The sequence below is a fragment of the Amycolatopsis sp. NPDC004169 genome, from assembly GCF_040610315.1.
Lineage (GTDB): Bacteria > Actinomycetota > Actinomycetes > Mycobacteriales > Pseudonocardiaceae > Amycolatopsis.
Genome location: NZ_JBEXMD010000001.1, coordinates 12,685 through 25,164 on the forward strand (window position 1 = coordinate 12,685; position 12,480 = coordinate 25,164).

Sequence of the window (12,480 nt, forward strand, 5' to 3'; positions counted from 1 at the left end):
CAAACGTCACAGCGCGTTCAACGCCTCGGTGATCTTCGGCTTCCATGGCCAGTTCCCGGCGTGGTCCGGGCACCGAAGCCCGAGTTCCCACAGCTCCCGTGCCTTCCGAACGTCACCGAGCCCGGCCATCGCCTGTCCGTAGTAGTAAAGATCACGGGACAGGGCTTCACGGTGCGAAGGCGGGTCAGTCAGGTCGTCGGCCAGGGCTTGGGCGAACAACTCGGCCGCCACCGCCCAGTGGCCGGCCGCCCACGCCGCGCGAGCCCGGAAGATGAGCACGAGGTCGGCGCGAGCGTTCTGCCGGATCCACGGGTCGTCCTCGAGAGCCTGCAAATGGGTCACAACGAGGTCGAGATCGCCGGTCAGCAGCCCCAGGTCGGCCAGGTGGGCATGCGTGTTCATCACCCAACGGGAGGCGCTCGGCCCCTGGGCCTCGTCTCCACCGAAGTGCTCCAACGCGGCCAGGTGCGCGGCTTTGTACTCCTCCGCCTCGACGACACCACCCAGCAAGCCGTGGCGCAGGCCGACCAGCCGGGAGATATACGCGCTGGTCCGATCCCCGGCTTCGTCAGCGGCTTCGGCGGATTCCGTGAACCACGCGAGCGCCTGGTCGAGCCGGCCGTGCAGGGCCTCCAGGTAGGCGAGATCGTAGAAAAGGGAAGACCGTTGCCTCGCCGATGTGACGTCGTCGACGTCGGTGACCTCCGCGATCGCCTGTGCCAGCAGCCGGTGGGCGGCGTCCAGGTTTTCCGGGCCACCCAACCGGCGAAGCCGTCCCGCCTCGCCGTGGGAGAACGCGATCCGCGCGGCCGCGCGGTTCCTCGGGTTCGGGATGGCTTGTTCGAGGTAGTCCGAATCACTCAACCGGCGCAGCACAGCCGCGTTGAGATCGGCCACGTCGTGTCGGTGCTGGAGCATCGCGTGCAGGCTGCTCGCGAGATCGGTGCGGCCTTCGTTGATCAACCGGGCAAGCACGGCGGTGAGGCCATTTTCCAGTTCGGGTGAACCGGACATGGCCACGTAGGCCGCGACGTAGTCGCCCAGCATGTCGTCCACACCGACCCGGTGGCTTTTGGCGATCCCGAACGCCGGCGCGGCGAGCAGATCGGTGAGCAACTGCTCAGCCTGAACGCGGGTGCGGGCAGACCCGGCGGTCCGGATCGACGCGACGAGGTGCGAGGCCGTGTTGTTCAAGGCGTACGCGTCGTCGCACGTGGCCCAGGAGTCACCGTGTTCGGTAAGCAGCCGCTGGGCTAGAGCGAGGTGGCTTTCGTCGGCTTCCACATGCCAATCATCCAGGATCCGGTCCTCATCTGCCGAGGTCAGGAACTCGGCCATGGTGACGTGGTGCAGCCGGACCGTCCGGGTTTCCCCGGACAGGAATTGGGCCAGATCATCGAGCGCCTCGCGGGCGTGGGCGCGGTCACCGGTCAGGTCCGCGAGCAGGAGCAGCGTCTTCAGCGGCAGCGGGGCTTGGGCGACGGCGAGGACCTCCAGCAGTTTGCGGTGCACTCGCGTCCACACACGGGTCCACTGGTTCCCCTCGCGGCGTTTGACAGTGTCACGAATCACCACGAGGAAGTACTCATAGATGCCGTCCAGCCCCGCAGGCAGTACGGACAACCGGGTGAGCGCCGCCACTCTTCCGGTGTCACCATCGCTCACCGCGTCACGCAGCCCGCTCGCCCACAACGTCAGGTAGAGAAAGCTGCCTTCGGCGTGATCGGCAATGCGTCGCGCGACCGCCTCCACGCCGACCCGTCGCACTTCGGGCAGCTTGGCGATGGCCGGTTCGGAGACGACAGTCCGTGCGTACTTGAGCAAGTCCTCGCGCACCTCCGCGGCGGAAGGTTCGATCCGCTCCTCGCGCAACCGCTCCGCTTGCGCGAGCCGGAACCGGCGCAGCAACTCGGTGTCCGGCCGCGCGGACACCACCACCCGCAAGTTGGCCGGAAGCTCCGGGCAGTCGGCGAGCCATTCGAGAATGTCCGTCCGCCCCACGTCTTGCCCCTGGTGACGGAGCTCGTCTACGGAGTCGATGCACAGCACGACCATGGCCGCGGGGTCGCTGGCGGCGAGCCGGACGGCGGGCTCGATCAGTGCGAGGTGCTGCAGGTTGCCGACGTCGTTGAGCCTGGAATCCGCGACCATCCGCGCGATCTCGAAGCCCACGACGCTGCCTTCGGCGATCTCGACCTGCTGCGCGACCTGTACGGCCGTGTGCTGGAACGGCGAAATGTGCAGCAAACCCACTCGGGCGCCCACGACGCGACCCGCCTCGGCGACCCGGCCAACTGCCTGGGTCACCTGGACGTCCAAGTCGACACGCATCAGCTCCGGGCGCAGCAGGGCCAGCTGGTGCCCGACGCTCAGCAGCAACGACCACGCGTCCCCACTAGCCAGTGGATGGCTGCTCAACCGCCGCAGGAAGTACCGTGGTGATAAGGCGTGGCGCTGGGTGAGCCACGCCAGCAGCGTGCTCTTGCCAGCGCCGGGACCACCGGAGAGCAGCACGAACCGGCAGTCCGGATCACGGAAGTGCCGCTCGATCCTCGCGGCCAACCAGAAGCGCTCGACGAACCCCTGCTCGAGGTAGCGGGCGATCACCTTTTCGTACAGCAACTCGTCCCGGCTGAGCCGGGCCTGTTCGTCGGTCAATCGCCGATCCGGTCGAAGTCGACGCCCACGGCGGTCCCGGAGACCTCGTCCGCCCGGACGGCGCCACGCACGTGGGTGCTCCCGCCGACGACCCGCGCACGGACGCCGGCAACGTAACCCGATACGGCTGCGACGTCGACAGTGCCTTCGACCACCGGGCCGGAGGCCGGTCGCTGTTCTCCGCGGAAGGTGATGCGCTGGCGGTAGACAGCTTCGAGCAGTCGCCGGACGGCGTCGGTGGTTTCGAGCAGCCGTCCGTCCTCGGTGCTGATGGGTTCGATGTCGTCGACGTAGTCCTGAAGCACCTTGCGCAGCTCCCGCAGATCCGGCTCGACCCGATCGAGCACCACGGGATCCGGGTCCAGCGGAGCCAGCTTCCCCTCCAGAGCCGTGGTGTCCGGAACCGTGGCCGCCTTCTCGCGACGGCGCTTGAGAAGCTCAGTTGCCTGGTTGTATACGAACTTGATGCCTTCGGTGAGCACCGTCGCCCCGAGCACGGAAAGCGTCAACGGGTCCGCCATGTGTCATTCCTCCCCGTGGTTGACGGCTCTCGTCCTACCGGTCACCCGCACGGGGGAGCAAGCCCTTTAGCCTGAACGGCCGCAGGGGTGGGATCCGGCTCAGCCGCCGGTGGCGTGGGCGGGGACCAAATACAAGTTCTGGCTGCCCACCCACGGTGAGTCGATGTGCCAGCTCGCCAAGGCCGTCCGGGGTGGGGTGCGGCGGGTTGTCGCCAGGACCAGGTCTGGGCTGGTCGGGGCGACGCTGTGGTCGAAGTTGTGGAAATTCGCCTCCAGCAGCGCCCGGCCCAGTTCGCCGCTGCGGCGCTTCGTCTCGGCGATTGCCGGGTCGACCGCGCCGCGGTCTGAGAACTCGTCGACCAGCTCGCAGTCGCACGCGTACGCCAGTGCGCCGACTTCGCCCGCCGTCTCGACCTTGCGGCCGTGGGCGATTGCCGCCAGTTCCTGGCCTATCTCGCGGTACTCCGTTGTCGATGCGTGGTTGCTCGTGATCGGGGCGAACTGGCGGGGCAGGCCCGGCAGCAGGTACACCGCGACGCTCGCGACGAGCGCCGTTCCGGCCAGCGTCCACGTTGCCCGCCGCATCGGTTCCGGGACCGCGCAGGCGCAGGCCGCCAGGAAGATCGTTGCGCCGATGATGCTCGGCGCGTAGTACCAGTGGTACGGCGGGACGCCCAGCTGGCTGTACGCCAGGTAGTGCAGCGCGCCGGCGATGGCGAGCGCCGCGAACGGTGTCAGGCGGCGGGCCGTCTCTGAGCCGCGGCGGTACTGGACCAGCCACGCCGCTCCGGCCATCGCTGCCAGCAGCAGGGGCAGGAACGACAGCGTGGCCGCGGCCGGGAAGTTGCGCCAGTACAGGAGCGGGCCGTTGGTGAAGCTGAACGGGCCCCACGACTGCTGGCTGATTTTGATCACGAGCGTGTCCGGCACCGCCGAGCCGAGCGCCACCCAGCTGAACGCGAACCAGGGCAGCGTGACGGCGAGCGCGGCGAAGACCGTCCGCCAGATGCCCACCCAGAACTCGCGGCGGGCGGCGAACAGCACCGCCGCGATCAGCACCAGGTCGATCCGGACCAGCGCGAGCAGGCCGATCACGACGCCGAGCCGTCCCGCGTGCCGCTCCCCCGCGTACACCAGCGTCCACACGACGCCGGTGGCGCCGAGCGCGACCTCCAGGCCGATCGACGACAGCAGCAGCGGGTTGACCAGCAGCAACGCGAACGTCAGCGGCGCGAACGCCGTCGGCAGGCCGGTGCGCTCGCCCAGCCGGCGCAGGCCCAGCACGAGCAGCACCTGCGCGACGACGAACACGACGCCGGCGGCGAGCACGGCGTCGCGCACCAGGAACGTGACCGCGCCGAGGGCCAGGACGTTCAGCGGGGACGTCGCCGTGTTCGCCGTCCCCTGCTCGATCAGGCCCCAGTGGCCGTGGAAGGCGAGGTTCTTCGCGTAGGACAGCGTGATGTACGTGTCATCGATGAGATGGCTGCTGACCAGGGCGAACACGACGGCGGACGCGGCCGCGGCGCCTGCCGGCAGCGCCCACGAACGGGTGATGGGGATGGCCGCCGGCAGCGCGCGGGCGACGTTGGGGAGTTCTGCGGAGGCGCTTCGCATCCATGACACCGTACCCCGCTCGTGATGCTTCTGTGATCTGAGCGGGGTAGGCGTGGCCGAGGCCACAGAGGTGGATCAGATGCCGTCGCCGCCACCGGAGGCGGCGTGGCCACGGCCTCCGAAGCCGGGACCGCGGCCGTCGAAGCCCTGGTCGGGGCCGTTGTACTGGCGGTGGACACCGGGGCGGCCGTCGCGCGGGCCGTGGTGGCTCGCGGCGGCGATCCCGCCGACGATGCCCGCGCCGACCAGCATGCCGAGCACCCCGACGGCGACGAGCTGGGTGGCCCGGTGGCCGACGAACCGCCGGAAGCCGCCGGGCTGCCGCGGGGGCGGGCCCCAGGCGGGGTAGGGCTGGCCGGGGACGGGCGGGGGCCCGGGTGGGGGTTGCTGGCCGTGGACCGCGGTCTGGTCGGCCGGGGTGGTGCCGGCTGGGGCTTCCGCGGGACCGGCCGCGCTCTGCGCGGCGGCCGCTCCCGACGCGGGTGCGGCGGCCGGGCGGCCCGGCTCCGCAGGCTCGGAAGCAAATGCGGCTTGCGCGGCGGCTTCCCCCGAGCCAGGGCCTGGGACGGCGGAATCGGCCGCGCTCTGCGCGGCGGCCGCTCCCGCAGCGGGTGCGGCGGGAGCGGCCGGCCCGCCTCCGCAGGCTCGGAGGCGAATGCGGCCGTGGGAGAGGCTTGCGTGGCAGCGTCTCCCTGGCCGGAACCTGGCGCCGCGCGCCCGGCCGCGGCAGGAGAGGCTTCCCCCGCTCCGGATGCTGGGGCCGCGGAGGTAGCCGCGGGCTCGGGAGCCGGCGGGGGGCCGGCAGCTGCCGCTGTCGGGTGCTCGACTGTCGGCTCGTCCGGAACCTTCTTCTCGCGCGGCTGGTCGTTCATCGTCGCTCCTGTGGTCACGGGGGCGGGCGCAGTGCCCGCCCCCACCACCTCAGGGTGCGCCGGTCAGCTGTGCGTCAGCTGAAGCGAACCTGTCGATCCGCCATGAGAACTCACAGGTAGAACGCCAGGAACAGGGTGATCACCCAGGTTGCGCCCAGCACCTGCAGGATGCGGTCCTTGAGCGCGATCTCCTCCGGCTCGCCCGCGATGCCGCCGTCGACGTCGACCGCGTAGCGCAGGACCGCCACCAGGAACGGGACCATCGAGATCAGCGCCCACACCGAGTTGTGCTCGGTCTGGCGGATCTCGAACGCCCACAGGCAGTACGACATGATCAGGATCGCCGCCGACGTCGCCCAGACGAACCGCAGGTAGCTCGCCGAATACTTCTTCAGCGACGAGCGGATCTTCGCGCCGGTGCGCTCGAACAGCATGATCTCCGCGTAGCGCTTGCCCGCCACCATGAACAGCGAGCCGAACGCCGTGACCAGCAGGAACCACTGGGACAGCGCGATGCCGCCCGCCACGCCGCCGGCGATGGAGCGCATCAGGAAGCCCGAGCCGACGATGGCCAGGTCGACCACCGGCTGGTGCTTCAGGCCGAAGCAGTAGCCGAGCTGGACCGCCTCGTAGACGCCCAGCACGACCGCCAGCTGCCAGCTCGCCGCGAACGACACGGCGAGGCCGGCCAGGAAGAACACGACCGCGGCCCCGTACGCGACCGGGACCGGGACGATCCCGGCCGCGATCGGGCGGTTGCGCTTGGTCGGGTGGGCGCGGTCGGCCTCGACGTCGATGGCGTCGTTGATGAGGTAGACCGAGCTCGCCACCAGCGAGAACGCCACGAAGGCGATGATCGCGTCGATCAGGAGACCGGTGCGGTCGGTCGACTTCGAGAACGCGAAGAACGGGGCCGCGAAGACCAGGACGTTCTTCACCCACTGCCGTGGCCGCGCCGTCTTGATGACGCCGCCGACCAGGCCGAACGGCCCCCGCGACGCCGTCGTCTCGACGGCGGCGCCGGCCTCGGGAGTCACGGCAGGTTCGTCGCTGCTGCGCTGCTCGGTCGTTTCGCTCATCGGCTCTTCTTCAGCTTCCGTCGTATCAGACCACCGACGAGCCCCCCGAGAGCTGCACCGGCCAGGACGTCTGTCGGATAGTGAACGCCGAGCACGAGCCTCGAGGCCAGCATCGGCGGTACCAGGGCGGGCACCAGGTTACGCCCGGTCAATCCGGAGTAGAGCACCGCCGCCGCCGTGGTGGACGTCGCGTGCGACGACGGGAAGCTCAGCTTGCTCGGTGTGCCGACCAGGACCTCGACGCTCGGGTGGTCCGGCCGCGGCCGCCTGACCACGCGTTTCACCGCGATCGAGGCGGCGTGCGCGCCGACCACACCCACCGACGCGACCAGCCAGTCCTTGCGCCGCTCCTTGTCGAGCGCGGCGCCGACCAGGCCGATGGCAAACCACCCGGCGCTGTGCTCGCCGAAGTGCGAAAGGCCGCGCGCAGCCTTCACCGAAGCTTCACTCTTCAGAAAGCCCTGCGCCTTCGACAGGACTGCCACCTCGCCGGCGGGCTGCCCCTTCTCAAGCATCGAGGGACCCGTCGAGCGGCGCACCGTCGGTCAGGTGCGGGGCGATCTTGTTGTCGAACGCCGACAGCGCCGAACCGATCGCCATGTGCATGTCGAGGTACTTGTAGGTGCCCAGCCGGCCGCCGAAGAGCACGTTCTTCTCGCGCGCCTCGGTCTTGGCGAGCTCGCGGTAGGCCTCGAGCTTCTCGCGGTTGTCCGGCGTGTTGATCGGGTAGTACGGCTCGTCCTCCTCGCCCGCGAAGCGCGAGTACTCGCGGAAGATGACCGTCTTGTCCTTGGGGTAGTCCCGCTCCGGGTGGAAGTGCCGGAACTCGATGATCCGGGTGTAGGGGACTTCCTGGTCGTTGTAGTTGACGACCGAGGTGCCCTGGAAGTCGCCGGTCTCGGCCACCTCGGACTCGAAGTCGACGGTGCGCCAGGTGAACCGGCCCGCCGAGTAGCCGAAGTAGCGGTCCAGCGGCCCGGTGTAGACGGTCGGCGTGCCCGCGGGGATGTGCTCGCGGACGTCGAAGTAGTCGACGTTCAGCCGGATCTCGATGTTCTCGTGCTCGGCCATCTTCTCGAGCCACGCGGTGTACCCGTTGACGGGCAGGCCCTCGTAGGTGTCGTTGAAGTACCGGTTGTCGAAGTTGTAGCGGACCGGGAGGCGCGTGATGATGTTCTCGCCCAGGTTCTTGGGGTCGTTCTCCCACTGCTTCGCGGTGTAGCCCTTGATGAACGCCTCGTAGAGGGGACGGCCGATCAGCGAGATCGCCTTCTCCTCGAGGTTCTGCGCGTTGGCCGTCTCGAACTCCGAGGACTGCTTCGCGATCAGCTCGCGCGCTTCGTCCGGGGTGTGCGACTTGCCGAAGAACTGGTTGATCAGGGCCAGGTTCATCGGGAACGAGTAGACCTGGTCCTTGACCCGCGCGAAGACGCGGTGCTGGTAGTTGGTGAACTCGGTGAACCGGTTGACGTACTCCCAGACGCGCTTGTTCGAGGTGTGGAACAGGTGCGCCCCGTACTTGTGCACCTCGATCCCGGTCTCCGGGTCGGGCTCCGAGTACGCGTTGCCGCCGATGTGGCTGCGTCGCTCGAGGACGAGGACCTTCTTGCCCAGCTCGGCCGCGGCCCGTTCGGCGACCGTCAGGCCGAAGAAGCCGGACCCGACGACGACGAGGTCGTAACCTGCGAAATCGTCTTCAGTAATCTTGGCGGGGTTCGTGTGCGCGCTCACGGGCGTCGAGGGTACGGGGGTCGCTGACCCGCCCCGCACCCACCTATCACATTTCGGCCTACGACACACCTGGAAAGCAGTGCCTGCACCCGAGGACTTCTGGAGCTACTTCGGCGCGGTGGCCACCTACCTGGCCGTGCTGGCGGTCCCCGGCGGGGTCGTCGGGTGGGCCGCCGGCCTGCGCGGCTGGGCCCTGGCCGGCCTCGCGCCGCTGCTCAGCTACGCCATCACCGGTCTCGCCGGGCCCTGGCTCGCCATCGCGCACGTCCCGTACGGCCCGCTCAGCGTGGCCGCGGTCACCCTGCTGTTCGCCGCCGTGCTCCACGGCCTGCGCCGCCTGGCCACCGCCCGCGGCCGGCTCACGCCGGACGCCGGAGGACCGCCGTGGACGCGGCGGGCGCACCTGGCCGTCGCGGCCTGCGTCACCACCGCCGTCGCGGTGTCGATCGTCGTGGTCGTCTCCGGCCGCGGCGGGACGACCGCGGTGTTCCAGCGCTGGGACACCGTGTTCCACGCGAACGGCATCCGCTACATCGCCGAGACCGGCGACGGCTCGCTGACCGGCATGGGCACCATCAACTGGTACCCGGACGGCTCCTTCTACCCCAACGCCTACCACCTGGTCGGTGCCCTGGTCTACCAGCTGTCCGGGACGTCGATCCCGGTCACGCTCAACGCGGTCACGATGCCCATCGCCGGGCTGTTCGCCCTCGCCATGGCCGCACTGGTCCGCCAGCTCGGCGGCCGCGCGGTGTTCGCGGGCAGTGCCGCGCTCGTCGCCGGCGGGGCGACGACCGGGGCGTACGAGTCGGTGTCGAGCGGCCTGCTGCCGTTCGCGCTCGGCATCGTCCTGACGCCGCTGGCGGTGGTCGCGCTGCAGCGGTTCCTCGCGCGGCCGGGCGTCGACACCGGCGCGGTGCTCGCGCTGAGCGCGACCGGCCTGCTCGCCGCCCACTCGAGCGCGCTGTTCGGGGCGCTGCTGTTCGCTTTCCCGTTGGTGGTGCAGCGCTGGTACCGGGCCGTGCGCGGCCGCCGCGTCGACGGCGCCGGAGAGGGCACGCGGGCCTGGCGGGTCGTCGGCGGCGACGTCCTGCGGATGCTGCCGGTCATGGTCTTCGCCGGGCTGCTGTCCGCGCCGATGATCCTCGGCGCGATCGGCTTCACGTCCGGCTCGTACCCGTACTACGCCTGGGGCTCGCACATGCCGGTGTGGAAGGCACTGGCCATGCTGGCGACGTTCAAGCAGGTGCTGCCGGTGCCGCAGATCTGGCTGACGGTGTTCCTGGCGATCGGCGTGCTCACCCTCACCGCGCTGCGGCGGATGCGCTGGCTGGTGCTCTCGGCGCTCGGGCTGTCCGCGCTGTTCGTGCTCGTGGCGTGCTTCGGCGGCGAACACTGGGTGATCAGCCTCTCGCGGCCCTGGTGGAACGACCGGTTCCGGCTGATGGCGCTGGCGTCGATCCCGCTGTGCCTGCTCGCCGCGCACGGCATGAGCGAGGCCCAGCGGTGGCTGGCGAAGCTGGCGAGCGGGCGCGCGTGGGTGCGCGCGCGGCCGTGGCTGACCGGCCGGGTCGGGCTGGCGACGGCGGTGCTGCTGGTGGTCGCGATGGGCGTGCTGACCGGCGGGTTCTACCGCGCGGCCAACGCCAAGACGGTGTCGCTGCTGTACTACAACGGCCTGCCCGGCGAGGTGGTCCCGCCGGTCAGCCAGGACGAGATCGACGCGATGGACCACCTCGGCGCGCTCGGTATCCCGGCCGACCAGAAGGTGCTCAACGACCGGCTCGACGGCACGGCCTGGATGTACGCACTGACCGGCGTGCACCCGGTGGCCGGCCACTACGACGCCGGCGTCGCTCCCCCGGACGCGCTCTACCTGGCCAAGCACTTCGTGGACTACGACAGCGATCCCGAGGTGCGCGCGGCCGTGCGGCGGCTGAACATCCACTACGTGCTGGTGGGCAGCGGCACCATCCGCCGGGACACACCCATCGCGTGGGGCCTGCAGCACCTGGACGGGCACGACTTCCTGCAGGTCGTCTACCGGAACCCGGGCGCCGTCATCTACCGGATCGTCAAGTAGAACGCCCTCGTGGCCGCGGCGCCCCACCGCGGCCACGAGGGCCCCCGCACCCCCGGGGTGGTCTGCAAGTACCGACGCCCGAGGGGCGGCAATCGGTTTCCCGATCACCCCGATGTCACTCGTTCGGACTAGTGCAGCTCCGGCAGGACGTCGGCCGCGACCTGCTCCAGGACGGCTTCCCGGCCTTCGTAGGGCGACGACGACCGCGGCCAGTGCGAGATGACGTCGGTGAAGCCCAGCTCCCGCGCCCGGCCGACGGCGTCGCGGAACGCCTCCACGCTGGTCAGCGAAAACACCGGTGACGAGTCCAGGCTGAGGTGCCGCTGGATGCTCGCGCGGTCGCGGCCCGCCTCGTCCAGCCGCCGGTCGAAGATCTCGGTGAGCTGCTTGATGCCGGCCCACCACTCGTCGGCGGTGTCGCCGCCCTTGCCGGTCGTGACCCAGCCCGCGCCGAACCGCGCGGCGAGGGTCATCGTGCGCGGGCCGTTCGCCGCGACGACGAACGGCAGCCGCGGCCGCTGGACCGGGCCGGGCAGGTTGCGGGCCTCGCGGGCCCGGTAGTACTCGCCGTCGAAGCCGAACTTGTCGGTCATCAGCAGCCCGTCGAGGGCCTCGACGAACTCGGTGAAGCGGTCGACGCGCTGCTTGGCCGTCAGCTCCGGGGCGCCGAGCACCGCGCCGTCGTAGTGGTGGTGGTCGACGCCCGCGCCGACGCCGAGGACGAACCGGCCGTCCGAGACGTCGTCGAGGGTGTTCAGCTCGCGCATGAAGGGCACGGGGTGCCGGGCGACCGGCGACGCCACGAACGTGCCCAGCCGGATGCGGGAGGTGACCATCGCCGCCGCGGTCAGGGTCGGGATCGCGGAGAACCACGGGCCGTCGACCAGGTTCTTCCAGCCCAGGTGGTCGTAGGTCCAAGCGTGGTCGAAGCCGTACTCCTCGGCGGCGCGCCACTTCGGCTCGGCGGCCCACCAACGATCTTCAGGGAGAATCACGATGCCAACTCGCACAGATCCGGACGCTATCGGTAACCGCCGGAGGTCGCACGGACGGGGACGGTCCCACCCGAACGTGTCAGGGACAATGGTCGGGTGGAGAGACCCCAGTTGATCGCGTCCGACGTCGACGGCACCCTGCTCGGCCCCTCCGAATCCCTCACCGGCCGCACGATCGCGGCCGTCCGCCGGGCGATCGAGGCGGGTGTGCCGTTCGTGCTGGCCACCGGCCGTCCGCCGCGCTGGATCGCGCCCGTGGCCGGGCCACTCGGGCTGACCGGGTACGCGGTGTGCGCGAACGGCGCCGTCCTGTACGACTGCGGCCGCGAGGAGGTCGTCGCGGTGCACGGCCTGCTGCGGCCCGAACTGCTCCACGACATCGCGCACGCGCTGGACAAGGCCCTGCCCGGCTGCCGGCTCGCCGCCGAGCGGGTGAGCACCGGCGCCGACCACGAGATGCGCAACTTCGTGATCGAGCCGGACTACCACAACCCGTGGGGTGACGGCGAAGGCCGCACCGCCCCGCGCGCCGAGGTGCTCGGGCACCCGGCGATCAAGCTGCTGGTCAGCCACCGCGGGATGTCGTCGGAGGAGATGGCGGACGGGGTGACCGCGCTGTTCGACCGGGACGTCGACGTCACGTACTCGTCGTCGGGTGGCCTGGTCGAGCTGTCCGCGCACGGCATCACCAAGGCGACCGGGCTCGCCGACGTCGCCGAGCGGCTCGGCGTCGGGCCCGAGCGGGTGATCGCCTTCGGCGACATGCCCAACGACGTCGAGATGCTCCGCTGGGCGGGCCACGGCGTCGCGATGGAGAACGGGCACCCACAGGCGCGGTCCGTCGCCGACGAGATCACCGGCCCGGCCGGTGAGGACGGCGTGGCGCAGGTCCTGGAGCGCTGGTTCTAGCCGTCTTACGGGGTC

10 protein-coding genes are annotated in these 12,480 nt (G+C 70.4%); 2 read left to right on the forward strand and 8 right to left on the reverse strand.

Annotated elements, in window-relative coordinates; all coding sequences use genetic code 11:
* Positions 1 to 6: 6 nt before the first annotated feature.
* The 7 genes from ABZX11_RS00070 to glf form a co-directional block, all read right to left on the reverse strand.
* Positions 7 to 2,658, reverse strand: coding sequence for a hypothetical protein (locus ABZX11_RS00070; protein ID WP_354908407.1), 2,652 nt, complete (start codon positions 2,656 to 2,658; stop codon positions 7 to 9).
* Positions 2,655 to 3,140 carry a hypothetical protein gene (locus ABZX11_RS00075; protein ID WP_354908411.1) on the reverse strand — a complete coding sequence of 162 codons (486 nt, stop codon included), beginning with the start codon at positions 3,138 to 3,140 and terminating at the stop codon, positions 2,655 to 2,657. Before ABZX11_RS00075 ends, ABZX11_RS00070 begins: the two co-directional genes overlap by 4 nt.
* A 138-nt stretch (positions 3,141 to 3,278) precedes the next feature.
* Complete coding sequence (locus ABZX11_RS00080; protein WP_354908413.1) at positions 3,279 to 4,796, reverse strand: hypothetical protein; 1,518 nt, start codon at positions 4,794 to 4,796, stop codon at positions 3,279 to 3,281.
* Between the two features lie 75 nt (positions 4,797 to 4,871).
* Positions 4,872 to 5,048, reverse strand: coding sequence for a hypothetical protein (locus tag ABZX11_RS00085; protein WP_354908416.1), 177 nt, complete (start codon positions 5,046 to 5,048; stop codon positions 4,872 to 4,874).
* 730 nt (positions 5,049 to 5,778) lie between these two features.
* The gene (locus ABZX11_RS00090; protein ID WP_176173656.1) at positions 5,779 to 6,747 is read right to left on the reverse strand and encodes a decaprenyl-phosphate phosphoribosyltransferase; all 969 of its coding nucleotides are present in this window, start codon (positions 6,745 to 6,747) and stop codon (positions 5,779 to 5,781) included.
* Positions 6,744 to 7,262: a phosphatase PAP2 family protein gene (locus ABZX11_RS00095; RefSeq protein WP_354908418.1), complete on the reverse strand. Its 519-nt coding sequence runs from the start codon at positions 7,260 to 7,262 to the stop codon at positions 6,744 to 6,746. Before ABZX11_RS00095 ends, ABZX11_RS00090 begins: the two co-directional genes overlap by 4 nt.
* Positions 7,255 to 8,478, reverse strand: coding sequence for a UDP-galactopyranose mutase (gene glf, locus ABZX11_RS00100; RefSeq protein WP_354908420.1), 1,224 nt, complete (start codon positions 8,476 to 8,478; stop codon positions 7,255 to 7,257). Before glf ends, ABZX11_RS00095 begins: the two co-directional genes overlap by 8 nt.
* A 79-nt stretch (positions 8,479 to 8,557) precedes the next feature.
* On the opposite strand from glf, the gene ABZX11_RS00105 reads away from it, so the two are divergent.
* Positions 8,558 to 10,561 carry a DUF6541 family protein gene (locus ABZX11_RS00105; RefSeq protein ID WP_354908422.1) on the forward strand — a complete coding sequence of 668 codons (2,004 nt, stop codon included), beginning with the start codon at positions 8,558 to 8,560 and terminating at the stop codon, positions 10,559 to 10,561.
* A 128-nt stretch (positions 10,562 to 10,689) separates the two neighbouring features.
* On the opposite strand, the gene ABZX11_RS00110 is transcribed toward ABZX11_RS00105, so the two are convergent.
* Positions 10,690 to 11,571, reverse strand: coding sequence for an LLM class flavin-dependent oxidoreductase (locus tag ABZX11_RS00110; protein WP_176173659.1), 882 nt, complete (start codon positions 11,569 to 11,571; stop codon positions 10,690 to 10,692).
* A 96-nt stretch (positions 11,572 to 11,667) separates the two neighbouring features.
* Between ABZX11_RS00110 and ABZX11_RS00115 the strand changes: the two genes are divergently transcribed.
* A complete protein-coding gene (locus tag ABZX11_RS00115) occupies positions 11,668 to 12,465 on the forward strand; it encodes an HAD family hydrolase (RefSeq protein WP_176178011.1) in 798 nt (265 codons plus the stop codon).
* The last annotated feature ends 15 nt before the right edge of the window (positions 12,466 to 12,480 follow it).